The 26,011-nt window shown below is 68.5% G+C and carries 25 protein-coding genes and 1 tRNA gene; 9 read left to right on the top strand and 17 right to left on the bottom strand.

Annotation, left to right across the window (positions count from 1 at the left end; genetic code table 11):
* Window positions 1-26: 26 nt before the first annotated feature.
* Entirely contained in the window at window positions 27-1,295 is a 1,269-nt protein-coding gene (locus ACQZ13_RS23560) for an HD-GYP domain-containing protein (RefSeq protein ID WP_431048324.1), read from the bottom strand.
* Window positions 1,296-1,441: 146 nt separating this feature from the next.
* Complete coding sequence (locus tag ACQZ13_RS23565) at window positions 1,442-2,194, bottom strand: c-type cytochrome (RefSeq protein ID WP_431048325.1); 753 nt, start codon at window positions 2,192-2,194, stop codon at window positions 1,442-1,444.
* An 87-nt stretch (window positions 2,195-2,281) separates the two neighbouring features.
* Here ACQZ13_RS23565 and ACQZ13_RS23570 point away from each other — a divergent pair, with 87 nt between their 5' ends.
* From ACQZ13_RS23570 to ACQZ13_RS23585, 4 genes are all read left to right on the top strand, one after another.
* Window positions 2,282-3,124 (top strand): AAA family ATPase, encoded by an 843-nt coding sequence (locus ACQZ13_RS23570; protein ID WP_088406056.1) that lies wholly within the window; start codon window positions 2,282-2,284, stop codon window positions 3,122-3,124.
* Between the two features lie 22 nt (window positions 3,125-3,146).
* Complete coding sequence (locus ACQZ13_RS23575) at window positions 3,147-3,371, top strand: hypothetical protein (RefSeq protein WP_431048326.1); 225 nt, start codon at window positions 3,147-3,149, stop codon at window positions 3,369-3,371.
* A gap of 71 nt (window positions 3,372-3,442) precedes the next feature.
* Window positions 3,443-4,051 carry a GNAT family N-acetyltransferase gene (locus ACQZ13_RS23580; protein ID WP_431048327.1) on the top strand — a complete coding sequence of 203 codons (609 nt, stop codon included), beginning with the start codon at window positions 3,443-3,445 and terminating at the stop codon, window positions 4,049-4,051.
* On the top strand, window positions 4,051-6,201 hold the full coding sequence (locus ACQZ13_RS23585; protein WP_431048328.1) for a S9 family peptidase: 2,151 nt from the start codon (window positions 4,051-4,053) through the stop codon (window positions 6,199-6,201). Before ACQZ13_RS23580 ends, ACQZ13_RS23585 begins: the two co-directional genes overlap by 1 nt.
* On the opposite strand, the gene ACQZ13_RS23590 is transcribed toward ACQZ13_RS23585, so the two are convergent.
* Together ACQZ13_RS23590 and ACQZ13_RS23595 are read right to left on the bottom strand one after the other, a co-directional pair.
* On the bottom strand, window positions 6,167-6,973 hold the full coding sequence (locus ACQZ13_RS23590) for an MHFG family PEP-CTERM protein (protein WP_431048329.1): 807 nt from the start codon (window positions 6,971-6,973) through the stop codon (window positions 6,167-6,169). The genes ACQZ13_RS23585 and ACQZ13_RS23590 overlap by 35 nt on opposite strands.
* A 243-nt stretch (window positions 6,974-7,216) precedes the next feature.
* Window positions 7,217-8,509 (bottom strand): EAL domain-containing protein, encoded by a 1,293-nt coding sequence (locus tag ACQZ13_RS23595; protein ID WP_088406061.1) that lies wholly within the window; start codon window positions 8,507-8,509, stop codon window positions 7,217-7,219.
* A gap of 131 nt (window positions 8,510-8,640) precedes the next feature.
* Between ACQZ13_RS23595 and ACQZ13_RS23600 the strand changes: the two genes are divergently transcribed.
* The 4 genes from ACQZ13_RS23600 (at window position 8,641) to ACQZ13_RS23615 (ending at window position 16,192) form a co-directional block, all read left to right on the top strand.
* Window positions 8,641-9,834, top strand: coding sequence for a vWA domain-containing protein (locus tag ACQZ13_RS23600; RefSeq protein WP_431048330.1), 1,194 nt, complete (start codon window positions 8,641-8,643; stop codon window positions 9,832-9,834).
* 26 nt (window positions 9,835-9,860) lie between these two features.
* Window positions 9,861-11,768 (top strand): autotransporter assembly complex protein TamA, encoded by a 1,908-nt coding sequence (locus tag ACQZ13_RS23605; protein ID WP_431048331.1) that lies wholly within the window; start codon window positions 9,861-9,863, stop codon window positions 11,766-11,768.
* A gap of 4 nt (window positions 11,769-11,772) precedes the next feature.
* Entirely contained in the window at window positions 11,773-16,002 is a 4,230-nt protein-coding gene (locus ACQZ13_RS23610) for a translocation/assembly module TamB domain-containing protein (protein ID WP_431048332.1), read from the top strand.
* Between the two features lie 115 nt (window positions 16,003-16,117).
* Window positions 16,118-16,192: transfer RNA gene (locus ACQZ13_RS23615), tRNA-Arg, on the top strand.
* Window positions 16,193-16,254: 62 nt separating this feature from the next.
* Here the strand turns inward: ACQZ13_RS23615 and ACQZ13_RS23620 are convergent.
* Entirely contained in the window at window positions 16,255-16,596 is a 342-nt protein-coding gene (locus tag ACQZ13_RS23620) for a cupin domain-containing protein (RefSeq protein WP_431048333.1), read from the bottom strand.
* Window positions 16,597-16,942: 346 nt separating this feature from the next.
* Here ACQZ13_RS23620 and ACQZ13_RS23625 point away from each other — a divergent pair, with 346 nt between their 5' ends.
* Window positions 16,943-18,388: a S41 family peptidase gene (locus tag ACQZ13_RS23625; protein ID WP_088406066.1), complete on the top strand. Its 1,446-nt coding sequence runs from the start codon at window positions 16,943-16,945 to the stop codon at window positions 18,386-18,388.
* 82 nt (window positions 18,389-18,470) lie between these two features.
* Here ACQZ13_RS23625 and tatC read toward each other — a convergent pair whose 3' ends face one another.
* From tatC to argB, 12 genes are all read right to left on the bottom strand, one after another.
* Complete coding sequence (tatC, locus tag ACQZ13_RS23630; protein ID WP_088406067.1) at window positions 18,471-19,265, bottom strand: twin-arginine translocase subunit TatC; 795 nt, start codon at window positions 19,263-19,265, stop codon at window positions 18,471-18,473.
* Complete coding sequence (gene tatB, locus ACQZ13_RS23635) at window positions 19,262-19,747, bottom strand: Sec-independent protein translocase protein TatB (protein WP_088406068.1); 486 nt, start codon at window positions 19,745-19,747, stop codon at window positions 19,262-19,264. The genes tatC and tatB overlap by 4 nt, the downstream gene beginning before the upstream one ends.
* A gap of 11 nt (window positions 19,748-19,758) precedes the next feature.
* The gene (gene tatA, locus ACQZ13_RS23640; RefSeq protein WP_431048334.1) at window positions 19,759-19,989 is read right to left on the bottom strand and encodes a Sec-independent protein translocase subunit TatA; all 231 of its coding nucleotides are present in this window, start codon (window positions 19,987-19,989) and stop codon (window positions 19,759-19,761) included.
* A gap of 205 nt (window positions 19,990-20,194) precedes the next feature.
* The gene (locus ACQZ13_RS23645) at window positions 20,195-20,542 is read right to left on the bottom strand and encodes a histidine triad nucleotide-binding protein (protein WP_431048335.1); all 348 of its coding nucleotides are present in this window, start codon (window positions 20,540-20,542) and stop codon (window positions 20,195-20,197) included.
* Window positions 20,543-20,584: 42 nt separating this feature from the next.
* Window positions 20,585-20,989, bottom strand: coding sequence for a DUF4870 family protein (locus ACQZ13_RS23650; protein ID WP_088406071.1), 405 nt, complete (start codon window positions 20,987-20,989; stop codon window positions 20,585-20,587).
* A 10-nt stretch (window positions 20,990-20,999) separates the two neighbouring features.
* Complete coding sequence (locus ACQZ13_RS23655; RefSeq protein WP_431053370.1) at window positions 21,000-21,365, bottom strand: phosphoribosyl-ATP diphosphatase; 366 nt, start codon at window positions 21,363-21,365, stop codon at window positions 21,000-21,002.
* Between the two features lie 110 nt (window positions 21,366-21,475).
* Window positions 21,476-21,868: a phosphoribosyl-AMP cyclohydrolase gene (gene hisI / locus ACQZ13_RS23660; protein ID WP_331618164.1), complete on the bottom strand. Its 393-nt coding sequence runs from the start codon at window positions 21,866-21,868 to the stop codon at window positions 21,476-21,478.
* A gap of 58 nt (window positions 21,869-21,926) precedes the next feature.
* A complete protein-coding gene (locus ACQZ13_RS23665; protein ID WP_431048336.1) occupies window positions 21,927-22,412 on the bottom strand; it encodes an NUDIX domain-containing protein in 486 nt (161 codons plus the stop codon).
* Window positions 22,405-23,289, bottom strand: a complete 885-nt coding sequence (locus ACQZ13_RS23670; protein ID WP_431048337.1) for an ATP-binding protein — start codon at window positions 23,287-23,289, stop codon at window positions 22,405-22,407. The genes ACQZ13_RS23665 and ACQZ13_RS23670 overlap by 8 nt, the downstream gene beginning before the upstream one ends.
* Window positions 23,290-23,345: 56 nt before the next feature.
* Entirely contained in the window at window positions 23,346-23,984 is a 639-nt protein-coding gene (slmA, locus tag ACQZ13_RS23675) for a nucleoid occlusion factor SlmA (RefSeq protein WP_088406075.1), read from the bottom strand.
* Between the two features lie 101 nt (window positions 23,985-24,085).
* Window positions 24,086-24,775: a response regulator gene (locus ACQZ13_RS23680; RefSeq protein WP_067276757.1), complete on the bottom strand. Its 690-nt coding sequence runs from the start codon at window positions 24,773-24,775 to the stop codon at window positions 24,086-24,088.
* 308 nt (window positions 24,776-25,083) lie between these two features.
* Complete coding sequence (argB, locus tag ACQZ13_RS23685; protein ID WP_431048338.1) at window positions 25,084-25,998, bottom strand: acetylglutamate kinase; 915 nt, start codon at window positions 25,996-25,998, stop codon at window positions 25,084-25,086.
* Between the last annotated feature and the right edge of the window lie 13 nt (window positions 25,999-26,011).

Genomic DNA, 26,011 nt, shown 5'->3' on the forward strand with positions numbered 1-26,011 from the left:
CGAGGCTGCGCGGCGTCCGTGTGGCGTCACTTCGCCGGCGCCTGCCAGAGCTCGTCGAGCCGCTGGAAGCCCCAGGTCGCCGGGTCCTCGCGGCCGACGATGCGGTCGCCGGCATTCTGCGCGGACAGGTCCAGCACCAGCGTCGGGATCGGCATCTGCGACTTGGTCGAATAGAACACCCGCACCCGCGGCGCCGTCAGCGCCGTGGCGTTCTGCTCCAGCACCACGCCCAGGCGGCCCGACTGCAGCTTCACCAGCGTCCCCACCGGATAGATGCCCACGCACTTCACGAAGGCCTGGAACACCCGCGGATCGAAATGCCCCGTCCACTGCGCCATGCGCGCCAGCGACGACGCCGGATCCCACGCGTTCTTGTAGGGCCGGTTCGAGGTGATCGCGTCGTACACGTCGCACACCGCGCCCATGCGCGACAGCAGGCTGATCTGCTCGCCCGCCAGCTTGCCGGGGTAGCCCGAGCCGTCCATCTTCTCGTGGTGCCGCAGCGCCACGTCCAGCGCCGCCTCCGGCACCGACGTGCCTTCCTTGAGCATCTCGAAGCCGCGCGTCGGGTGGTCGCGCATGATCGCGAACTCGTCGTCGGTCAGCGCGCCCGGCTTGTTCAGCACGTTCAGCGGCATCATCATCTTGCCGACGTCGTGCAGCAGCCCCGCCAGGCCGGCCTCGCGCGTCTGCGGCTCGTCCAGGCCCATCTGCCGGGCCAGCGACACCATCAACGCGCACACCGCCACCGAGTGCATGTAGGTGTAGTCGTCCTTGGTCTTGAGCCGCGCCAGGCTGATCAGCGCCGACGGGTTGCGGACCACCGAGCTCGCCACCTCCTCCACCAGGGGCAGGCATTGCTCCGCGTCGATCGCCTTGCCCAGCCGGGCCTCGCCGAACAGGTGCATCACCGCGCGCTTGGAGCGCTGCATCACCTGCGTGGCGCGCTCCAGCTCCTCGCCCATCGAGGCGGGCGCGGTGCTCAATTCAAGTCGGGGGGCGGCGGCAACGACCGCCGGCGCGGCGACCGGCTCCGGTGCGGCGGGCGCCACGGGCGCAGGCGCGGCCGCCGGCGGCGCCAGGGTCGCCTTCGGCACCTCGGGCGCATCGACATCCAGACCCTTGGACGCATCGATCCAGCAGAACGGCACGCCGCTCGCTTTCAGCGCCTTCAGATCCTCGGGATCGGTGAGGACGAATTTCGTCTTCCAGAAAGGGTGCGACAGCCACGACCCTTCCATCCCTTGCAGATACATGCCCAGCTTCACCTGGGCCGTGGGGATCTTCTTCAGCATGACTGGCGTTTTCGTCCAGGACAACACAGTATGGCGCCCTCCTTGGCGCACGCACAGTCAGATCAACCATGAAAAAACCGCCCCGGTGGGCGGTTTGGCTACTACTTTTCGCTGGAACCCGGGGCCGGCTGACAGCCTGCCACGTTTCAGCGGAACCGCGATTGCGGGACTGTACGTAGTTCGGACGGCAAACCCGCCAGATACTGTGACAGAAGCTTCAGTTCCGCGTGACTGAATTGCTTGACCTGGCCTGCCATCACCGCGTTGCTGCGTCCGTGATACGGCTTGCCCTCGATCTGGTAGGACTTCAAGGCCACGTAAAGATAGTCGGCGTGCTGGCCGGCGATCTTCGGATAGGTCCCGTCGATGGGCTTGCTGAAGTTGGCGCCGTGACAGCTCGCGCAGGCGCCCTTGTCCAGCAGCTTCTTGATGTCGGCCGGCGCCTCGACCGTCGCGGGCACCGGATCGACCTTGGCCAGGCCGGCGTAGTAGTTGGAGATCTCGGAGATGTCCCTCTCGCCCAGCGGCAGGGCGATGCCCCGCATCGTCGGGTGCTTGCGGTCGCCCTTGGCGTAAGCCGCCAGCGCATTGGCGATGTACTGGGCGTTCTGGCCCGCGATCATCGGTACCTTGTGGACCTCGGGGAAGGTCGCCTGATACCCGGGAATGCCGTGGCAGCCGATGCACATGGCCACCTTGGCCTGCACGTTGGCCTGGGGGCCAGGTGCGGCTTGAGGGCCAGGTGTTGCGGCAGGTGTTGCGGCGGCTGAAGCGCCAGGGTTGGTCGTCGACGGCGCTTGTCCCGGCGCGGGCGACGAAGAAGCGTTGGACTGAGCGGCTACAACAAACGCACTACCGGCCAGCATCAACGCGAGGGAGATCTGCAGTTGTCTTCTCATGGTCCCGATCTTCTAGGATTTGGGGCGGCGCGATTATAGGGGGGGCCCTATATACTGGTTTTCACCCCTGCGCTAGAGAAGCCCCTCATGAAATTCCAAGGTTCCCAGGACTACGTCGCCACGCCCGACCTGATGCTGGCGGTGAACGCGGCCATCACGCTGACGCGGCCGCTGCTGGTCAAGGGCGAACCGGGCACCGGCAAGACGCTGCTGGCCGAGGAGGTCGCGAAGGCCCTGGGGCTGCCGCTGCTGCAGTGGCACGTGAAGAGCACGACCAAGGCCCAGCAGGGCCTGTACGAGTACGACGCGGTGAGCCGGCTGCGCGACAGTCAGCTGGGCGACGACAAGGTGCGCGACATCGCCAACTACATCGTCAAGGGCACGCTGTGGGAAGCGTTCGCGTCGGACACCCCGGTGGCGCTGCTGATCGACGAGATCGACAAGGCCGACATCGAGTTCCCCAACGACCTGCTGCGCGAGCTCGACCGGATGGAGTTCTACGTCTACGAGACCCGCGAATGGGTCCGGGCGAAGCACCGGCCGCTGGTGTTCATCACCTCCAACAACGAGAAGGAGCTGCCGGACGCCTTCCTGCGCCGCTGCTTCTTCCACTACATCAAGTTCCCCGAGGCGGACACGATGCAGGCCATCGTCGACGTCCACTTCCCCGGGCTGAAGAAGGACCTGCTGGCCGCCGCGCTGAAGACCTTCTACGACGTGCGCAAGCTGCCGGGGCTGAAAAAGAAGCCCTCGACCTCGGAACTGATCGACTGGCTCAAGCTGCTGCTGGCCGAGGACATCCCGCTGGAAGCCCTGCAGACGCAGGACGACAAGGTCGCGATCCCGCCGCTGGTGGGCGCGCTGCTGAAGAACGAGCAGGACCTGACCCTGTTCGAGAAACTCGTCTACATGCAGAGCCGCAACCGTTGACCGCCGCCCGTACGATCCGCGCATGAGTCAAGACTTCAACACCGCCTGGCGCGCCGCGCTGGCCGATGCGCTCGGGTTCGTCGGGGGCGGCGTGATCGGCCTGCTGGCCGGTCGCGCGCTGGGCTGGGAATTCATCGGCGAACCCGGCTGGGGACCGACGCAGATCCTGGGCCTGCTGACGATCCTCGTCGGGATGGGCGGCTGCCGCTGGGCGCTGCGCCGGCTGCTGCTCGGCAACAAGGGCTGAGGATTTCCTCCCCGTCCTTCCCTGCACCGCACCTTCTTCCTCGCACTGCCGGCCGAGGGTCGGCGCCATCCATGACCGCACCCAACCCCTTCACCGCGCCGGCTTCGCTGACCGGCCCGCATGCGCGGCTAGAGCCGCTGTCGCAGGACCACCGCGAGGCGCTGGTCGACGCGGTCGCCGACGGCGAACTCTGGAAGCTCTGGTACACCACCGTGCCCGCCCCGGACCGCATGGGCGCCGAGATCGACCGCCGGCTGGGCCTGCGCGACGCGGGCTCGATGAACCCGTTCACCGTCTTCGACGCCGACGGCCGCGTCGCCGGCATGACCACCTTCATGAACATCGACGCGACCAACCGCCGCGTCGAGATCGGCTCCACCTGGACCCGCGCGTCCAACCAGCGCAGCGGCCTGAACACGCAGTGCAAGCTGCTGCTGTTGCGGCATGCGTTCGAGACGCTGGACTGCATCGCGGTGGAGTTCCGCACCAACCGCCTGAACACGCAGAGCCGCCGCGCGATCGAGCGCCTGGGCGCGCAACTCGACGGCGTCCTGCGCTCGCACGTGCTCATGCCCAACGGGCTGCCGCGCGACACCGCCGTCTACAGCATCACCGCGGCCGAATGGCCGACCATCCAGACCCACCTGCAATGGCAACTCGACAAACCCCGGAGCGCTTGATGGCCACCTCGAAGAAGACTCCCGCGAAAGCGCCCGCCAAGGCGCTCGCGAGAAGGCAATCCACTGGACTGAAGACCTTCGACGTCGACGCGCTGTGGGCGCTGGCGCGCATCGGTGCGCCCAGCCTGTCGCCGGACGGCGCGCAGGCGGTGGTGCCGGTCACGCGCCACGACATGGAGAAGAACAAGGGCGCGACCTCGCTGTGGCTGCTGTCGACGCTGGGCGGCGAGCCGCGTCCGCTGACCTCCGCCGGCGAGAAGGACGGCCAGCCGCGCTGGAGCCCGACCGGCGACGCCGTCGCCTTCATCGCGCGCCGCGAGCAGGAAGGCGACAAGGACGAGGCGCCGCAGCTCTACGTGATCCCGCCGGACGGCGGCGAAGCGCGCCGCGTCACGCAGCTGCCCTTCGGCGTGGAATCCTTCAAGTGGTTCCCGGACGGCCAGCGTCTGGCCTTCGTGTCCTGGGTCGACCCGGGCCTGAAGGGCCAGGCCGCGCAGGCAGAGCGCCGCAAGGCGGACAAGGACCGCAAGGACAGCGCGTATGTGACCGAAGAGGGCTTCTACCGCTTCTGGGACCACTCGCTGCCGATGAACCGCGTGCCGCACCTGCACGTGCTCGACATCGCCAGCGGCGAGGTCCGCGACCTGTTCGAAGGCACCGACTTCGAACTCAGCCGTGCCGAGCCCGACGCCGACACCTTCGACATCTCGCCCGACGGCCGTCGCATCGTGTTCAGCTTCGATCCGATCACGCCCAAGACGCTGGAACACCGCAACGCGCTGGCCGAGATCGACGTGCGCTCCGGCCGCACGCAGGTGCTGCTGCACGAGCCGGGCTGGGACCTGGTCGCACCGGTCTACAGCCACGCGGGCCAGCACATCGCCTTCATCGCGACCCACCAGGGCCTGAAGCACACGATGCCGCAGCAGCTGGCGGTGCTGGACACGCACGGCAACTGGGCCGTGCTGTCGGAAGAATGGGACCAGGACGTGGCCGCGCCGCTGCGCTGGGATGAAGACGACCTGGGCGTGCTCTTCTGCGCCGAGGAGCAGGGCCGCCGCCACCTCTACCGCTTCGACGTGAAGACGCTGCACGCCTTCCCGCTGTGCGAAGGCGGCCATGTCGGCGCGTTCGCGCTGGAAGCCGGCACGCTGGTCGTGCTGCACGACAGCGCGTCCTTCCCGCCGCAGGTGTCCGTCGTCGATCGCGAAGGCGACGCGCAAGAGCAGGTGCTGCACCGCATCGAGTCCTTCAACGACGCGGCGCTGGCCGGCGTGCGCTTCGGCGAGGTCGAGGAGCTCTGGTACGAAGGCGCGCTCGGCGAGCTGGTCCAGATGTGGCTCTACCACCCGCCGGGCTTCGATCCGAAGCAGAAGACCAAGGTCCCGCTGATGCAGCTGATCCACGGCGGTCCGCACACGGCGATGGGCGACAGCTGGCACTGGCGCTGGAACCATCAGGCGATGGCCGCGCAGGGCTACGTCGTCGCCTGCGTGAACTACCACGGCTCGTCGAGCTTCGGGAACCGTTTCGCCGACTCGATCACCGGACGCTGGGGCGAGCTGGAACTGCAGGACGTGGAGATCGCGACCGATCTGCTGCTCAAGCAGCCCTGGGCCGATCCGGCGCGGGTCTTCGCCACCGGCGGCAGCTACGGCGGCTACATGGTCGCGTGGATGAACGGCCACGTGCCGGCCGGCCGCTACCAGGCCTACATCTGCCACGCGGGCTGCTTCGACTGGACGGCGATGTTCGCGAACGACGCCTACCTGTGGCACGCCAAGGAACTGGGCACGGCGTACTGGAAGGATCCGGCGAAGGTCTCGGCGCAGAGCCCGATCGGCTACGCGCAGCACTTCAACACGCCGACGCTGGTCATCCACGGCCAGCTCGACTACCGGGTGCCCGACGCGCAGGGCCTGGCCTACTACAACACGCTGAAGGCGCAGGGTGTCGATGCCCGGCTGGTCTGGTTCCCGGACGAGAACCATTGGGTCATGAAGCCGCGCAACTCCAAGCTCTGGTACGGCGAGTTCTTCGATTGGCTCAAGCGCCACGACACGGCAGGCAGCAAGACGCGCGTCAAGGCGAAATCCAAGGCGGTCACGAAGGCGGTCACAAAGACCGTCGCGAAGAAGAAGCGCGCCTGACGAGCCACGCCAGCAACGCGAGACCCGCCGCCGCCATCGCGAACGTCGAGGGCTCCGGCACCGCCGGGGGCGGGACCTCCGTGACGCGCGGCGGCAGCGTGAACAGCGGCGGCGCGGGCATGAACGGAGGCGGCGGTCCTGCGGACGGCGGCGCGAACGAGACCGGCGGACTCGCGAACGCCCCCGGCGGCACGGCGGGGACGCCGGTCAACAGCGACGGGGGCAAGGTCGTGAGCGGCGGCACAGCCTCCGGCACCGGCGTGGGTGCGCCAGCACCCGGCGGATCGAACGGCAGTTCGCCTTCCCCCGGCGGCGGCACAGGACCTCCCCCGCCGCCCGGCACCCGCGCGATGCGGCTCACGTTGCGGCACACCGTCGGCACCATCACGCAGGCCGTGCCCTCGCAATAGACCAGCGCACGCTCGCGTTGCTCGTCGGACCAGCGATCACGACTCACACTCGCGCAGACACGGCCCTGGCCGAAATGCATGTCGCGAATCTCCGGCTCGTAGCCGGCGTTGCCCGCGATGCGATCGCGCGAGATCTCGACAATGTCGTCGTAGTCGTGCGCCCGCATGCGCGCCTTCAAACGCTCACGCACCTCCGGCGCGATGTCCTTGTAGCGATCGACCGCCGACGGCACGTCCCCCATGAAGCTGTCGTGCCCCGGCCGGTCCCATGAACAGGCGGCAGGCGCCGCAGCCCTCGCGGGCACATGGGCGAGGAGCGCCCCAGCCGCGAGCGCGGCCAGCAGGTACTGCAGTCGTGACATGGGAGGACAGCGGCCCCGCAGGACCTCGCCGAAGTTGGACCCGCCCTACTTTGGCAAGTCCCGGACCCGGGGACAGGCCTTGCCTCAGCCGTACTGCGTACCGTCGGGGACGCTCGACTGCGCGTCGCCAAGCGCGGGCACTCCACGGGGCAGGGGGCATCGCGTCCGCGAACCCCCAGCCCCATTCCGGCCCCACACTCACCCGCTGACTGCGGGCCTGGGGAGTGCGAGTGACTTGCGGGGCTAGACCTCGTCCCAGTCCAGATCACCGCACAGGACGCGAAGGCGTCCGTCCTGCCAGTAGGCGACAGACACCGTCACGCACATCCTGGCCCCATGCAGGCTCAGGTAGGGACGCGTGGTCTGGATCTCGCCGACCGTCTCGACGGCACGGCGGAAGTAGGGCCGACGCGCCCAGCGCGCATCGCCCGCACGCTCCATCGGCAGGAAACGCGGATCGATCGCCGCCGGACCCGAGGCCGGCACCGCACGCGCGCCGATCTCACGCCCATCGTCGTCAAGCAGGTAGCACATCTGCGCGCCGTCCAGCTGAAGGAAAGGCTGGCAGGCCTCGGCCAGTGGCCGGCCCTGCTGCACCGCCTGCAGCGACAGCGCCAACGCCGTGCGGAACGGCGTGAGCCGGTCCAGGTGATCGCGGCGCAGCTGCGCCTGGCGCTCGTTGAAGAGGCTCCAGACGTCCTCGAGCGCGGAGACGCCCTCCCCGTCGCGCAGGAACGGCGCCGGATGCCCGAAGGCGAAACCCTGCACCAGATCCACGTCGGCATCCATGGCGAGCTGCGCATCCTCGACGGTCTCGATGCCCTCCAGCAGGACCAGCGAGCCGCACTCGTGCAGCAGCGCCACCATCTGCGAGAGCACCCGCGCCATGCGCCGCGATCCGCGCGACCGCATCAGCAGGGAACGGTCCAGCTTGACGATCTCGGGACGGATCCGCCAGATGCGGTCGAAGTTGGAATGCCCCACGCCGAAGTCGTCCAGCGCCAGCAGGCAGCCGGTGGCGCGCGCAGCCTCGACCGCCTCCTCGAAGCTGTCGTCGCGCGCCATGACGGCCTCGGTGACCTCGAAGACGAGGCGGTGCGTGGGCAGGCCGAGCTGATGCACGACCTCGACGGCGCGCGCGAGCATGCGTACCTGCAGCGCCGCATGCATGAAGACGGCAGGGTGGATGTTCAGGAAGAGCCAGCAGTCGGGCTGCCGCTGCGCAACGAAGTTGTGCACGTGCAGCAGCCGGCACAGGCGGTCCAGCCAGATCTGCTGCTCGAAGTTGCCGACACCCTCGAAGGCGGTGACGGGGGCGATGGGGCGGCCGCGTTCGTCCTCGACGCGGATCAAGCCCTCATAACCCACCGGCCGCCGGTGCGGATAGCTGTAGACCGGCTGGAACGCGCTGGTCAGCCGGTAATTCTGGAAGCTGCCGACCCAACGGCCGCGTTCCTCGCCGATGGCGCCGTACAGCGCCTCCAGCATGCCTTCGACCTCGGCGTTGTCGTCGCCGCTGCCCTGCCCGTGATCCATTCGCCCGACCCCAACGTTGGAGGCTCCGCGGTCCCGCGACCGCGGGCCCGTATTTGGTGCCGATGCTACGCCTGCGGCCCGCCGGTCGGCATGGATAATGCCCTGATGCCCCGGAGTCTAGGGGGAGGCCCATGCTGATCCAGTTCTTCTACACGCTGCGCGCCGCCAAGCTGCCCGTCTCCGTCAAGGAGTACCTGACCCTGCTCGAAGCGATGAAGGCCGGGGTGCTCGACGACACCGACGTCGGCGGCAGCGGCCCGACGGTGGACAAGTTCTATGCGCTCGCCCGGACCTCGCTGGTCAAGGACGAAGCGTTGTTCGACAAGTTCGACCGCGCCTTCGCCGCCTATTTCAAGGGCGTCGAGCTGATGGGCGACCTGTTCAAGGCCTTGCCGCAGGAATGGCTGACCAAGCAGCTCGAACGCGAACTGACGCCCGAGCAGCTCGCACAGCTGAAGGCGCTGGACTGGGACGAGCTGATGGACACGCTGCGCCAGCGGCTCGAGGAACAGCAGGAACGCCATGAAGGCGGCAGCCGCTGGATCGGCACCGGCGGCACGAGTCCGTTCGGCAACGGCGGGGCCAATCCCCGCGGCGTACGCATCGGCGGCCCCGGCGGCCAGCGCAGCGCGGTCAAGGTCTGGGACCAGCGCGCCTACAAGGACTACGACGACAACATCGAGCTGGGTACCCGCAACATCAAGGTGGCCCTGCGCCGGCTGCGCCGCTTCGCGCGCGAAGGTTCGGAGCTGGAACTCGACCTGGACGACACCATCCACAAGACGGCGGCCAACGCCGGGATGCTGGACATCCGGATGATCCCGGAGCGGCACAACAAGGTGAAGCTGCTGCTGCTGATGGACGTCGGCGGCACGATGGACGAACACGTGCATCGGGTCGAGGAGCTGTTCTCCGCGGTCAAGAGCGAGTTCAAGCACCTGGAGTTCTTCTACTTCCACAACTGTGTCTACGACTTCGTGTGGAAGAACAACCGGCGCCGCTTCAGCGAGAAGACCTCGACCTGGGACCTGATCCACAAGTACAACCGGGACTACAAGCTGATCTTCGTCGGCGACGCCACCATGAGCCCCTACGAGATCCTCCAGCCCGGCGGCAGCGTCGAGTACAACAACGAGGAAGCCGGTGCCGAATGGCTGCAGCGGCTGACCGCCCATTTCAACAAGCACGTCTGGATCAATCCGGAACCGGCCGGGGTCTGGCAGTACCGCCAGAGCATCTCCCTGATCCAGCAGTTGATGCAGCAACGCATGATGCCGCTCACCATGGGCGGCCTCGAACAGGCGATGCGCGTGCTCAATCGATGACGGCGACGACCCCGAGGCCCCTCCTGGTGAGTCGATGGTCGCGATGCGGGCGGCCGATCCTGGCGGCAGTCGCGGCGCTCGCGCTGCTCAGCGGCTGCTCGCTGCTGCCCACCGACCGCAAGGCGCAGGTGAAGGTCGCCGTGACGGAAGAGGCCGACGCGAACAACCCGTACGTGACCAGCACGCGCAAGATCTCGGCCTATGAGCTGACCATCGAGGCCCCGCCCGAGCTGCGCTCGCTGCTGATGGAACACCTGGACCTGGCGCGCTTCCGCGACACGCCGGAAGACATGCGCCTGACCGCCGGCGAGCTGCGCCGGCTGGCCGCCGTCGCGCCCGAGCAGGCGACCAAGCTGCTGGAGACCGCCGGCTACTTCAACGCCAAGGTCCGGACCGAGGAAGTGGGCGACCTGTCCGACGGCGTGCGCAACCTGCGGCTGATCGTCGAGACCGGCCCGCGCGCGCTGGTCCGGCAGATGGACCTGCGCGTCGAAGGCCCGCTGAAGACCGCCGCCGAGCGCGGCGACAAGCTGGCGACGGCGCTGGACCGCACGCTGACGCAGAGCTGGCTGCTGCCGCCGCAGACGGGCTTCAGCCAGGGCGACTGGGCCGCGGCGAAGAACGCGCTGCTGACGCGGGCACGGGCGCAGGGGTATCCGCTGGCCCGGATGACGCACAGCGAGGCCGTCGTGCAGGCCGACGACAACCAGGTCGACATCGCCGTGACGCTGGAGAGCGGGCCGCTGTTCACGCTCGGCGAACTGACCGTCGAAGGCCTGAACCACCAGCCCGAGGAAAGCGTGCGCCGGCTGGCCGGGTATCAGCTGCACCAGCCCTACAACGAGCGGCTGCTGCTGGACTTCCAGGAGCGGCTGGTGGGCACGCAGCTGTTCGACAGCGCCAGCGTCGAGATCCAGCCCGAGAGCGTCACGCCGCCGCCCGGCGCCGAGACCGTGGAGGTGCCGGTGACCGTGAAGATCCGCGAGGCCGCACGCCAGCAGGTGGTGCTGGGCGTCGGCTACCGGACCGTCGACGGCCCGAGCGCCAACATCGAATACACGCACCGCAAGCCCTTCGGCCTGAACATCCGCGAGCGTAGCAAGCTGGAGCTGTCGCGCGTGCGCCAGGCGCTGGACACGGAAATCAGCTCGCACCCGCAGCCCAACATGCAGCGCAGCCTGGCGCTGGTGAAGGTCGAGCGCATCGACGACAACGACCAGGTCAACCTCAACCTCAGCACGCGCTTCGGTTACGCGAAGGAGACGGATCCCGAGGACCGGCTCACCTACATCGAGGTGATACGCGCCTGGGAACACAAGCCCGAGACGCCGACGACGGTGGCAGGCGCGGTGTCGCTGAACCAGCAGATGACCTGGCGGCGCCTGGATTCGCGCGTGCTGCCGACCAAGGGCTGGAGCGCCACCGCCACGGTCGGCGGCGGCTGGGCGGACAGCTCGTCGGAGAAGAACGGCCCGTTCGCGCGGGCGACCGGCAAGGTGTACTGGTACACGCCGCTGTCGGGACGCTGGCTGTTCTCGACACGGCTCGAAGGCGGACAGATCCTGGCCAAGGGCAAGCTGGGCCTGCCCGAGGCGCTGCGCTTCCGCACCGGCGGCGACGACAGCGTGCGCGGCTACGGCTACAACGACCTGGGACCGGTGAACTCCACCGGCGCGCAGACCGGCGGCCGCGTGATGCTCAACGGCAGCGTCGAGGTCTCGCATCCGCTCACCCCGCGCATCCCGCAGCTGATGGGCGCGGTGTTCATCGACGCCGGCCAGGCCGCGCAGAACTGGGGCGACTACCACCCCGCCTGGGCCTACGGCACCGGCCTGCGCTATCGCAGCCCGGTCGGCGTGCTGCGCTTCGACTTCGCCAAGGGCAACCTGGTCGACAAGTGGCGCCTGCATTTCAGCGTCGGCATCAACCTGTAATCCGATGAGCGACCCGCGCGACGATTCCTCTTCACCTCCGGCTGACGCGCCGCCGCGCCGTCGTCGTCGCGGCCGCGGGCTGCTGTGGGTACTGCTCGCGGTGCCGGTGCTGATCGGCCTGGTCGCGCTCGCGCTGACCTGGGCGCTGAAGACCGAAGGCGGCACCGCCTACGTGCTGGCCAAGGTGCCGGGCCTGTCGCTGCAGAACGCGCGCGGCCGCCTGCTGGGCGACTTCGACGTCGATCGCGCCGAGCTCGTCCTGCCCGGGACCGAGGACCGCATCGTCCTCGAACAGCTGCAGTGGCGGAACGTCCGGCTGGTCTGGAACCGATCGCCGCTGCTGTGGGGCGAGGTCCGGGCGGACCGGCTGGCCGTCGCGCGCCTGCGGGTGCAGGTCGCGCCCAGCACGTCGACCGAACCGGCCAAGCCGCCGCTGAGCCTGCTGTCGCCGGTCGCGATCACCATCGCGGACCTGGAGATCGGCGAAGTCTTCGCGCCCGGCCTGGCGCAGCCGCTGCGCGGCCTGCGCGGCAGCGCGTCGCTGGGCACCGACGGCGGCAAGCTGCATGCGCTGACCGTGAAGTCGCTGGGCTGGCAACAGCTGACCCTCGCCGGCGAAGCGACGATCGCGACGCAGGAAGACCTGAAGCTCACCAGCCGCTGGACGCTGAGCCAGCCGAGCGGCGAGTTGCCCTGGACCGCGCCGTTCCGGCTCGACGGTCCGATCGCGGGCCTGACGCTGAAGGGCTCGCTCGAAGCCGCGAAGCAGCGGCTGCAGGTGCAGGCGCGCCTGCAGGCGTTCGCGCCCTTCCCCGTCGCGCAGCTGGAGACGCAGGCGAAGGACCTGGACCTCGCCGCGCTGCTGCCCGGCACCGAGGGCGTGCCGCACACCGGGCTGACCGGCAAGGTCACGATGACGCCGAACGCGGACAAGTCGCTCAGCGTGAAGGCGGACCTGGACAACAGCGCCGCCGGTCGCCTCGATCAGGATCGGCTGCCGCTGCGTCAGCTGCAACTGGACCTGCTGCTGGATCCGTCGAACTGGACCCGGCTGCGCCTGCCGCGTCTGGACGCGCTGGTCGCCGGCGGTGGCCGACTGCAGGCGGTCGGCCAGACCAGCCAGGCCGACGGCAGCGTGCTGACGTTGAAGCTGACCGGCCTCGACAGCCGCCAGATCGACGCGCGCTGGCCGTTGGTCCAGGCGCGCGGCGAACTCAAGCTCAGCACGAAGGCGAGCATCGCGGCGGCCTCCAAGGACCAGTCCCTGCAGGTGGAAGGCGACCTCGCCGGCCAGCTCGGACAAGGGAAGCTGCAAGCGCCGTTGTCCGTCACCCTGGCCGCCGAGTTGCGCACCCGGTCGATCGACCTGCAGCGCCTGCAGGCGCGCTCCGGCCCCGCCACGCTGAACGCCGAGGGCGAGTTCACCTTGAACGAGGCGCTCGACTTCGCGTCGGGCTGGAAGACCCGCGTGGAAGCGTCGGTGCAGGGCCTGGACCCGCGCCGGCTCAGCCCCGATCCGCTGCCCGCTGGTGCGGCACCGCAGGCGCTCAACGGTCGGTTGAAGGCCGCGCTACAGTCGGTGCGCGGCAGCCTGTGGCCGCAAGGCAAGGCCGACGTCGACCTGCAGCCCAGCGAATGGCAAGGCCTGCCGCTCAGCGGCCAGATCCGCTACAGCCGCAACGGCACCGCGGCACCGGACCTGCTCGCCGACCTGCGCCTGGCCGACGCGACGCTGCAGGCGCGCAGCCGCATCAACGCCGCGGCGCGACGCGAGCAGGTCGACCTGTCGATCAACGTGAACGCGCCCAAGCTCGCCAGCCTGCAGCCGATGCTGCGCGCGCAGTTCCCGCAGGCCACCATCGTCGGCAGCGCTCAGGCGCAGGCGACCGTCGTGCTGATCCAGCCCGGCGCGCGTCAGGCGCAGTACGGCAGCGACGGCAAGTGGCAACTCCAGGGTTTCGGGCTCTCCGGCGTGCCGGGCTTGCCGGCGAACTCCGGCAGCCGGCCGGCGCTGCAGCTGGACAACGCCTCAGGCCAATGGACGCTGTCCAGCCTCAAGGACGCAAAGCTGGCGTGGACCACGCAACTGCGCAACCTGCGGCTGCCGCAGCAGAGCACGCGGCTCGACGAGCTGCAGCTGGAGCTTTCCGGCAGTTGGGCCCAGCACCGCCTGACGCTGACGATGCAGGGCCAGGTGCCGCTGCCACCGGTGCTGACGCAGCCGGCGCCGACCAAGGTGATGGCGCGGGCCCAGGCGGCGAGCGCGAACGGCTCCGCCCTCGCGCAGACGGTGCCGCTGGATCCGCAGGGCGCGCGGGCACGGCTCGCGCTGGACGGCGCGCTGGAAACCGATCCGCTGCAGGCCTGGCGCCAAGGCGCGGCCTGGCAGGCGCGCGGACTGACCCTCGCGCTGGAGGCCAGCCAGCAGCCCACGCCGCTGCTGAAGGCCGGTCCGCTGGCGCTCGCATTGCGACTGGATCCGGGACTCGCTCCACGTCAGGCGACGCTGGCGCCGGGACGGATGGAGCTGCTCGGCGCCGGCCTGCGCTGGGACCGGATGGTGTGGCAGAGCTCGACCCTGCCCCACCTGCCGTCCGGCGAGTGGGACGTGCAGGCCGCGCTGGAGCCGATCGCCGCCGCACCGGTGCTGAACAAGCTGCAGCCTGACTTCGGCTGGGGCGGCGACCTGCAGATCGAAGGCCGGTTCAAGTCGCGCCGCGACGCGCGCGGGCTGACGGTGGACGCGATGATCGAGCGCACCAAGGGCGACCTGACCGTCACCGACGAAGTGAGCACGCAGCGGCTCGCGCTGACCGACCTGCGCCTGGGCGTGCTCGCGGACCAGGGCGTGTGGCATCTGGTGCAGGGCGTGGCCGGCGAGAACATGGGCGCCATCGGCGGCGCGGTGACCTTCCGTACGGCCAACGCGCATGCGTTGCCGACGCCAGGCGCCAAGCTCGAAGGCGGCATCGAGGCCAAGGTGGACAACATGGGCAACTGGGGCCCGTGGCTGCCGGCGGGCTGGCGCCTGGGCGGCAGCCTCGCCGCGACGCTGAACTTCGGCGGCACGCTGGGCGCGCCGGAAGTCCGCGGCCAGGCCGGCGCGCAGAAGCTGTCGCTGCGCAATCCGCTGATGGGCGTGGACATGCAGCAGGGCGAACTGGCGCTCACGATGAGCGGCCGCGAAGCCAAGCTGGAGAAGTTCACTGCCCGCGCCGGCAACGGCACGGTCAACATGGACGGCACGCTGCGCTTCGGCGCGCAGCCGAGCGCGGAGCTGTCGCTCAAGGCGGACACCTTCGCGCTGCTGCAGCGGGTGGACCGGCGCGTCGTCGCGACCGGCGCCGCGCAGCTCAAGGCCAGCGCGCAGCTGCTGGACCTGAAGGGACAGTTCGTCGTTGTCGAAGGCCTGTTCGACTTCTCGCGCGGCGACGCGCCGCAGCTCGACAGCGACGTTCAGGTGGTGCGCCAGAACGCGCCGCCCAAGGCCGTGGACGGCAGCGGCAAGCCGATGCGGCTCAAGCTCGACCTGGATCTCGACCTCGGTCGACGCCTGCAGCTCAAGGGCTACGGCATCGATACGAAGCTGCGCGGCCTGCTGCACCTGGCGCAGGACGGCCAGCCGCGGCCTCAGATGACCGGCGAGGTCCGCAGCGAAGGCGGTACCTTCAACGCCTACGGCCAGAAGCTGGTCGTGGAGCGCGGCATCTTCAGCTTCGTCGGGCCGCTGGACAACCCGCGGCTGGACGTGCTCGCGATCCGGCCGGACATGGAGAACGAAGCGGTGCGGGTCGGCGTGACGGTCACCGGCACGGCCAGCAGCCCGAGGATCAAGCTCTACTCCGAGCCCGACATGAGCGAGACCAACAAGCTGTCCTGGCTGGTGCTGGGACGCTCGCCGGACAACCTGGGCCGCAGCGACACCGCGCTGATGCAGCGCGCCGCGATGGCGCTGATCAGCGGCGACGGCGAGAGCGCCAGCGACAAGCTGATCCACAACATCGGCCTGGACGAGCTGTCCTTCAGCGGCGAAGGCGACGACGCGCGCGGCACCGTGGTGCGGCTGGGCAAGCAGGTCAGCCGCAACGTCTTCGTCGCCTACGAGCGCGGGCTGAACGCGACCACCGGCTCCTGGCAGGTGATCTACAAGCTGGCGCAGCGGTTCACGCTGCGGGCGCAGGCCAACGAGTACCAGCAGGGCCTGGACGTGATCTGGCAGTGGAAGTGGGAGTAGCGACGCGAGCCATGCGCCTGCGCGTTGTCGCCGTTCGCGCCACTGACGGTCGCGGCTTCCATGCGAGAATCCGCCGCTTTCGCGGACCGGCCTTTCTGAGGCCGGTTCACGCGGGCTCTCCGTAGTTCAATGGATAGAACGGCCGCCTCCTAAGCGGCAAATACAGGTTCGATTCCTGTCGGAGGGACCAACGCCTCGCGTTGGTTCCGGCGCGCTTCTCAGCGCTGCCGCTTCAGGGCTATCGCTTCAGAGCTATCGCTTCAGCACGATCGTCACCAGCGCCGACGCGTCCACCACGCCGGTCACCGCGTGCACGACGCCCCCTTCGAGATAACACAGCTGCCCCGCGCGCAGCGCATGGCGCTGCTCCGCGCCGTCGCGCTGCACGCTGAGTTCGAGTTCGCCTTCCAGGCAGTGCAGCGTGATCTCGCCGTCGACCTTGTGCGCCGGCAGCGACTTGCCCTTGGGCAGGACGATGCGCATCACTTCCAGGCCCTCCGACTTGAACAGCGCCGAGGACGGCGTGGTACTCAACGCGGCGCCCAGCGGCGCGACGTCGACAGGCTGGGCGGGGGCGGCATGCGGCAGGGCCATGGAACTCCTCCTGGTGGGCGGGCGACTGCGGCACGACAGGGTCGCGCCGCGGCTGGCGTTGCATCGATCATGGCACCGACCGTGCCCGATCGCACCCCCGACCCGGCACCACCCTGCCGGAAGTCATTCCCACGGTCACGAGCCGTTGCCATCGCGCGTGTCGGCGCTTGTCGAATGGGCGCAAGATGCCCGCGATACGCGTAAATGCGGGGTAAACCGGTTGTTGATGCCGGGCCGGATTTTTGCCGGACACATATACTGGGAACGCCTTTGTTCCGTCCCGCGCAACGGGGACGGACCATGCGGCGCCAAGCAGCCAGGCTGTACTGATTCAAGGTTTTTCATCATGGGCGCCAAACTGAAAGTCGCGGGCTGGGTCGCATTGGGTGCGATGGCCGGTGTCATGACGACAATGCAGCTGCAGGCCAATGCCCGCAGCACCACCAGCCCCCTTCCGCTCGAGGAACTGCAGCAGCTCGCCGCCGTCTTCGGGATCGTGAAGTCCGACTACGTCGAATCCGTCGACGAGAAGAAACTGATCAACGATGCCATCTCCGGCATGGTCAGCGGCCTGGATCCCCACTCCCAGTTCTTCGACAAGAAGAGCTTCAAGGAATTCCGCGAAAGCACCTCCGGCAAGTTCGTCGGCGTGGGCATCGAGATCGGCATGGAAGACGGCCTGGTCAAGATCGTCTCCCCGATCGAAGGCAGCCCCGCCTTCCGCGCCGGCCTCAAGAGCGGCGACCTGATCAGCAAGATCGACGACACCGCGGTCCGCGGCCTGACGCTCGACCAGGCGGTCAAGAAGATGCGCGGCGAACCGGCCACCAAGGTCACGCTGTCGATCTACCGCAAGTCGGAAAGCCGCACCTTCCCCGTCACCATCGCCCGCGAGGAAATCCGCGTGCAGAGCGTGCGCGCCAAGCTGGTCGAACCGGGCTACGCCTGGGTCCGCGTGAGCCAGTTCCAGGACCGCACCGTCGAGGACTTCACCCAGAAGCTGGCCGAGCTCTACAAGCAGGACCCCAAGATCAAGGGCGTCGTGCTGGACCTGCGCAACGACCCGGGCGGCCTGCTCGAAGGCGCGGTGGCGATCTCCGCGGCCTTCCTGCCCAAGGGCGTCGAGGTGGTGTCGACCAACGGCCAGCTCGCCGAATCCAAGGCCAGCTACCGCGCCGATCCGGACTTCTACGCCCGCCGCGGTTCCGGCGATCCGCTGCGCCGCCTGCCGGACGCGATCAAGAACGTGCCGATGGTGGTGCTGGTGAACGAAGGCTCGGCCTCGGCCAGCGAGATCGTCGCCGGCGCGCTGCAGGATCACAAGCGCGCGACCGTGATGGGCCTGCAGACCTTCGGCAAGGGCTCGGTGCAGACCGTGCGCCAGCTGGGCCCGGACACCGCGGTCAAGCTGACCACCGCCCGCTACTACACGCCGAGCGGCCGCTCCATCCAGGCCAAGGGCATCGTGCCGGACATCCCGCTGGACGAGACCGCCGAAGGCAACGTGTTCGCCGAACTGCGCATGCGCGAAGCCGACCTGGAGAAGCATCTCCACGGCTCGGACGAGAAGACGGAAGAGACCCGCTCCAAGGAACTGGAGAAGATCCGCGAGGAACGCCGCCAGAAGCTGGAAGCCGACTACGCCAAGCGCGCCGAAGCGCCGAAGCCGCTGCCCGAGTTCGGCAGCGCCGAGGACTTCCCGCTGCGCCAGGCCCTGAACCAGCTGCAAGGCAAGCCGGTCGCGGTCTCGAAGGTCGCGCAGGAACGCAAGGCGGAAGCGAAGACCGAATAAGTCTTCCCAGCCTCCAAGGACAAACGCCCGATGCTTGCATCGGGCGTTTTTTCTTGGCCCTCGCTAGAAGGCGCCGTTCAGATCAACCGGTGGTGCCGTTGCTCTCTTCAGCTTCAGCGTCAGGGGCCTTGGTGTATCTCGCGAAGGCGTTGGCGGCCCAGAGGCCGACTTCGTAGAGGATGCACATCGGGATCGCCAGCGCGAGCTGGGAGACGATGTCCGGCGGCGTGATCACCGCCGCGATGACGAAGGCCAGCACGATGAAGTAGCCGCGGAACTGCTTGAGCTGCGCCACCGTGACGATGCCCATGCGCGCCAGCACGACCACGACCACCGGCACTTCAAAGGCCGCGCCGAAGGCGATGAACATGTTCATCACGAAGCCCAGGTAGGCCTCGATGTCCGGCGCCGCCGTGATGCTCTTGGGCGCGAAGCTCTGGATGAAGGTGAAGACCTTGCCGAAGACGAAGAAGTAGCAGAACGCCACCCCCGCGAAGAACAGCAAGGTGCTCGACACCACCAGCGGCATCACCAGCCGCTTCTCGTGCGAGTACAGGCCCGGCGCGACGAAGGCCCAGACCTGGTAGAGCACCACCGGCAAGGCCACCAGGAAGGCCGCCAGCAAGGTGATCTTCAAGGGCACGAGGAACGGCGACAGCACGTTGGTCGCGATCATCGAGCTGCCCTGCGGCAGGTGCGAGACCAGCGGCACCGCCAGCAGGTCGAAGAGACCGCCCGGACCGGGCCAGGCGCACAGGACGCCGAAGGCCACCGCGACCGCGAGCAACGCCCGGATCAACCGGTCGCGCAGCTCCATCAGATGGGAAACAAAGGGCTGTTCGGTGCCGGCCAGTTCGTCTTCTTGGGGGCTGCTCATGGGGCTCGGCGGGAAGGACGGAAGCGCGCCACGCGGGCCGCGCCGGATTGGGCGTGGCGACGCACGCCCTGCTGCTGCTTGAACCAGACCGGCGTGGCGCCGCGCTTGAGGCGCCAGTTCTTCTTGGGACGTTCGTAGACCGGCACCGGGCTGGCGTAGCCGCCGATGCTGCCGTCCGCGTTCGTCCCGTCCACGGACAGGTCGGACCAGGTGGACTGCAGCGACTGGTTGGCCGCGTCCATCTGCTCCTGCACGCTGGACTGCACGTCGTTGACGGCAGTCTGGAACTGGCCCTTCATCTTCTGGAGTTCCTCCAGCTCGATGGACCGGTTCACCTCCGCCTTGACGTCGGACACGTAACGCTGTGCCTTGCCCAGCAGCGTGCCCACCGTCCGCGCGACGCGCGGCAGGCGTTCAGGGCCGAGCACGACCAGCGCCACGGCGCCGATCAGCACCAGCTTGTCAAAGCCGAAATCGACCATGCGGGCCGCGCTCAGTTGCGCGTCTTGGCGTCGACGTCGACGGTGTTCGGATCAGCCGCCTTGTTGGCGTTGGCCACCTGCTGCGGCGGCGCGTCGGACGAGGTGCCGTCCTTCATGCCGTCCTTGAAACCCTTCACGGCAGCGCCCAGGTCGCCGCCCACGTTGCGCAGCTTCTTGGTGCCGAAGACGGCGATGACGACGACCAGCACGATCAGCCAGTGCCAAATGCTCAAACCACCCATGACAATCTCCAGAGTCGGAAGCCGAAATTCTACGGTGCGCGCATGACAGGCATGTCGGCAAACAACGCCCGCCCCTCCCCGCTTCAGCGGCTTATGGGCCCGTAACCAACCGCTGGACGAACGTCCGGGATCGGAAAACCGATCGCTCCGGCCCTCCCGGCCCGCAGCGGCAACACACAGTCAGGCCCCCAGATGAGGGCGGCGCTCAACCTTTCAACCAGGGACGCGGGCCGCCGACAGCGTGCATGTGGAGGTGGAACACCTCCTGGCCGCCATCCGAACCCGTGTTGATCACGGTCCGGAAACCGTTGGTGACACCGAGTTCCTTCATCAGCCGGGGCACCAGCACCGACATCTTGCCCAGCAGCGGCGCGTGCTCCGGCTGCAGGTCGGCCATGCTGGCGATGTGCTGCTTGGGAATCAGCAGGAAATGCACCGGCGCCCACGGATGGATGTCGTGGAAGCCGACCACATCGTCGTCCTCGTAGACCTTCTTCGCGGGAATCTGGCCCTGGACGATCTTGCAGAACAGGCAGTTGGGGTCGTGGCTCATGGTCGGAGACGCTGAAGGGTCGATGAAGATCCGCGGGATCGGTCAGCGCGGCATGGGCCGGCGGTCGTTCATGGCCAGCCAGCCGCGCACGATGCGGTAGAGGAACCAGATCGAGATCAGGCACCAGGCGATCCATCCGGGAACGAACAGCAGGAACCACAGCGGGATCGTGACGACGTACAGGATGCCGCACCACAGCACGCTGCGCAGCCGCCAGGAGAAGTGCGTGGCCTGCCAGGTGCCGGCGGCCTCGTCGCGCTTCACCAGGTCGACGATCACCGCGACGATCAGCAGCACGATGCTGGCCTGCACGCCGGGCAGCAGCGCGCCGATAGCCACGACCGCGTGCAGCGCGTAGCTGATGATGCCGATGGTGCGCAGGCTGGCTTCGCGCTCGGGATCGAGCACGACGTCGGGCGGGCGCGGCGGATCGAACGATTGGGTCATGCGTGCTCCTTCATGCGGCGCCCGGGGAGGGGCTACGGCGGGCGAATTCCTCGAGACCGGACAGGCCTTCGCGACGGGCCAGCTCGGCCAGCACCTGCTCGGGTCGCAGGTCCAGCGCCGCCAGCGCGACGATCGAATGGAACCAGAGGTCGGCAACCTCGTAGACCAGCTTGTCCGGCGCGCCGTCCTTGGCCGCGATCACGACCTCGGTCGCTTCCTCGCCGACCTTCTTCAGGATCTGGTCCAGCCCCTTGGCGAACAGCTTGGCGACGTAGCTCTTGTCGGGATCGCCCTCGGCGCGGCGCTGGGCGACGACATCGCCCAGATGCGCCAGGACGTCCGTGCCGTTCAGCGGCGCCTTGGCCGGATCGGTCAGCGGCGCCGTCACGGCGGGGGACGGGCTGTCGGGCGGGAAGACCGAGTCGGGCGAGTCAGACGAGTCGGACGAACCTGCAGTGGCGGAAGTGTCTGAGGAAGCCATGTCGCTCACGCCTTGTAGATGCTCGCCGGGTCCTTGAGGACCGGCTCGACCGCCGTCCACTGCCCGTTCTCCAGCTTCTGGAAGAAGCAGCTGTGGCGGCCGGTGTGGCAGGCGATGCCCGGCTCATGGCCGTGCTGCGTGACGCTCAGCAGCACCACGTCGTTGTCGCAGTCCAGCCGGATGCCGTGGACCTGCTGCACATGGCCGGACTCCTCGCCCTTGTGCCACAGGCGCTGTCGCGAGCGGCTCCAGTAGACCGCCTCGCCGACCTCGGCGGTGCGGGCCAGCGCCTCGCGATTCATCCACGCGAACATCAGGATGTCGTTCGAGCCCTGCTCCTGGGCGATGACGGGCACCAGCCCGTCGCGGTCCCACTTGATCTGATCCAGCCAGTCCATCGCGGCAGTGTAGTCCGCGGTCGCCGCGGCGACATCGGTCACGCCATCGGTCGTGCCTTCAGACGACATGGGTCGCCCCGACATGGAAACGCTCGGCGGCGAACCACTGCAGCACCGGGATCGTGCCCGGCAGCACCGGCTGCACCTGCACCGGCAGGTGCTGCCAGCTCATGGCCTGACCCTCGCGCATCTCGAACTCGCCCTGCCACTCGTACACCTTGCAGAAGTGCAGGCGCACCTTGGCATGCGGGTACTCCATCAGCTCGATCTTCCAGGGCGTCGCCGCGCCGATGGTGATGCCGAGTTCCTCGTGCAGCTCGCGGCGCAGCGCCTGTTCGACGGTCTCGCCCGCTTCGAGCTTGCCGCCCGGGAACTCCCAGTAGCCGGCATAGACCTTGCCTTCGGGGCGCGAGGTCAGCAGGAATTCGGTCTCGCGGCCGTTGGGTTCGCGACGCACCAGCACGCCGACGGCCACGTCCACGGGGACGCGATCGCTCGCGGCGGAAGGGCTGTGCGGATTCGCGGATTCGTTCTTGTCAGTCATGAACTTGCCCCTGCCCCGCCAGATCGCGGGCGAACTGGTAGGCGACACGGCCCGAGCGCGATCCGCGCTCCAGCGCCCAGACCAGGGCGGGCTGGCGGGCGGCCTCGATGCGGGCCGCGTCCAGGCCGAAATGCGTCAGCCACTGCGCCACGATGGCCAGGTATTCCTGCTGGCTGAAGCTGTAGAAGCTGATCCACATCCCGAAGCGCTCGGACAGCGAGATCTTCTCCTCCACGGCCTCGCCCGGATGCACCTCGACGTTGCCGTCGCGCTCCGAATAGGTCGTGGCCAGGTTGTCCTTCATCTGCTCGGGCAGCAGGTGACGGCGGTTGCTGGTCGCGTAGATCAGCAGGTTGTCGGTGGCCGCGGCGACGGAGCCGTCCAGCATCGACTTCAGCGCCTTGTAGCCGGCCTCGCCTTCGTCGAAGCTGAGGTCGTCGCAGAAGATCACGAAGCGTTCCGGCCGGTCGGCGATCAGGTCGGCCAGGTCCGGCAGGTCGACCAGGTCGCCCTTGTCGACTTCGATGAGACGCAGCCCCTGTCCGGCGAACTCGTTGAGGCAGGCCTTGATCAGCGAGCTCTTGCCGGTGCCGCGCGCGCCGGTCAGCAGCACGTTGTTGGCGGGCTGGCCCTGCACGAACTGGCGCGTGTTGCGCAGCAGACGCTCCTTCTGCGGCTCGACCTCCTTGAGGTCGGCCAGGCGGATCGCGGAGAGGTGCTTCACCGGCTCCAGCCGGGCGCTCGCACCGCGCTTGCGGTAGCGGAAGGCGACGGCGGCGTCCCAGTCGGGCGACGTCAGGGGCTGGGGCAGCACGGCCTCCAGGCGGGTCAGCAGCGCGTCGGCGCGCCGCAGCAGGGCATCAAGGGCGTCGGACATGACGCCGAGTGTAGGTCGAGGCCCGAGGCGTTCCGGGCGGCTGGCATCGCGAAAGCTCAGGCGAGCATTCGCATCGCGGCATCCAGCTGTTCAGTCGGAAGGCGCTTGAAGCCGGAGCGCGCATAACGCTGCAGCCGGCCGATGATGAAGCTCACCAGCACCGAGGCCTGCGCCTGCGCCTCGACGGTCGGCGTGGTCGACCCCGAGGCTTCGGCGGCGGTTCTGAGCCCCTGCCGCAGCGAGGACTCGACCTTGTCGAAGAACTGGTTCATGCGCGCGACCAGGCGCTCGTTCTCGTAGACCAGCGCGTCGCCCACCATCACGCGGGTCATGCCCGGGTTGCGCTCGCCGAACTGCAGCAGCACCGCGACGATGCGCTGCGCCTGCGCCAGCCCGTCCGTCTCGCGCTCGGCGATCTGGTTGAGCAGCGAGAAGATGCTGGTCTCGATGAATTCGATGAGGCCCTCGAACATCTGGGCCTTGCTGGCGAAATGGCGGTAGAGCGCCGCTTCGCTGACCTCCAGCCGCGCCGCCAGCGCCGCGGTGGTGACCCGCTCCGCGCCGGGCTGTTCCAGCATGCTGGCCAGCGTCTGCAGGATCTGCACCCGGCGCTCGCCCGGCTTGAGCCGCTTGCGAGGCAGCTCCGCCGGCTTGGCGGCGGCGGAGTCCGGGGTGTCCGAGGAGCTGGGGTGCATGGAGGGGGCCGAAGTGTGCGGCGATTCTGGCACAGCCGGAACACCGTCTTGACGGCGATGCCGGACGCCGTACGGCGCCCTGCCCCCTGGCTCCCGGTTGCTCAGTCCCTGAGCCAGCCGAGGCGGCGCGCCTCGTAGATCGCCTCGACCTTGGAGCGCACCTGCAGCTTGCGGTAGGTGCGCTTCACGTAGGTCATGATGGTGTGCGGCGACACGTTCATGAACTGCGCGATCTCGTCGAAGGTGAAGCCCTTGGCGGCCAGGTGCAGCACGCGCGATTCCTGCTCGGACAGCGCGACGACCTGCTCGTCGACCAGCGGCATCGGGGCCGAGTCGCCGAAGCCGCGCGGATGCGCGCCCGCGCCCTGCGGCGCCAGGCGCAGCAGCAGCCGGCGCGCGATCACCGGGGAGATCGGGCTGCCGCCCGCGCGCAGCGAGCGCAGCTGACCCGGCAGGTCCAGCGCGAGCGAGTCCTTGAGCAGGTAGCCGGTCGCGCCGGCCTCGATGCTGGACAGCACATGCTGCTCGTCGCCGAAGACGGAGATGACCATCACCTCGCACTCCGGGGCGACGTGGGCGGCGTGGCGGATCAGCTCGATCCCGCTGCCGCCGGGCAGGTCGAGATCGACCAGCAGCACGTCGGGACGCGTCTGGTCGAACATCTTCCGGCCCTGCTGGAGATCGGTGGCCATGCCCACCAGACGGATGTCGGGTGCTTTCTCAAGGGCATGGGCAAACGCTTCGCGGAAACGAAGCTGATCCTCGACGATCAAGACGCTGAAAAGTGACATGCAATCCCTCACGGCCTGAGCAGCCGTTTCGTGGCGCATTCTGGGATGTCGCGTGTTTCAGCGGCAATCCCCAGCTTGCAGTGGTATGACCTTCGACCAAGCCGGGCGGCCAGCGGGTCAGCGAAGGGCAAGCATCGATCCTGCACGCCCGCCCGAAACGACCGAGCCCCCTCGTTCGGAGGGGGCTCGGTACGGGATTCCACCCTTCAGGGGGATCCGAGGGCGCAGTCACGGCCCGTTCGGCGACGGCAGCCGACGCTTTGGCGCGGACGGCGGAGGCTTCAGGAAGGGGCCGGGAGGCGCTCCGCTCAATGCGAGCGGATCATCGTGCCGTAAGCCTGTTCGGAAAGGATTTCCAGGAGCATGGCGTGCGGGACGCGGCCGTCGATGATGTGGACGGCCTTGACGCCGCTGCGGGCGGCGTCCAGCGCGGAGGCGATCTTGGGCAGCATGCCGCCCGACAGCGTGCCGTCGGCGAAGAGCTCGTCGATCTCGCGCGCGGACAGGTCGGTCAGGAGCTGGCCCTGCTTGTCGAGCACGCCCGGGGTGTTGGTCAGCAGCACCAGCTTCTCGGCCTTGAGCACCTCGGCCAGCTTGCCGGCGACGACGTCGGCGTTGATGTTGTAGCTCTCGTTGCTCTCGCCGAAGCCGATCGGGCTGATGACGGGGATGAACTGGTCGTCCTGCAGCGCCTTCACGACGCTGGGGTCGATGGACACGATGTCGCCGACGGAGCCCACGTCGTGTTCCTTGGCCGGGTCGTCCTTGTCGATCAGCTTGAGCTTCTTGGCGCGGATCATGCCGCCGTCGCGGCCGGTCAGGCCCACGGCCTTGCCGCCGGCGACGTTGATCAGGCCGACGATGTCCTGCTGCACCTCGCCGGCGAGCACCCATTCGACGACGCTCATCGTCTCCTCGTCGGTGACGCGCATGCCCTGGATGAAGTGGCCCTTCTTGCCGAGCTTGTTGAGCGCGTCCTCGATCTGCGGGCCGCCGCCGTGCACGACCACGGGATTCAGGCCGACCAGCTTGAGCAGCACCACGTCCTCGGCGAAGTCCTGCTGCAGCGCGGGATCGGTCATCGCATTGCCGCCGTACTTGATGACGATGGTCTTGCCGTGGTACTTGCGGATGTAGGGCAGCGCCTGGGAGAGCAGCTCCGCCTTGTCGCGCGGCGGGATGTGGCTCAGGTCGGCGTCGTGGACGGGCGGGGTGTTGCTCATGGTGCTGTCCGGA

This window comes from Roseateles sp. L2-2 (assembly GCF_050613215.1).
Classification (GTDB): Bacteria; Pseudomonadota; Gammaproteobacteria; order Burkholderiales; family Burkholderiaceae_C; genus Roseateles; species Roseateles noduli.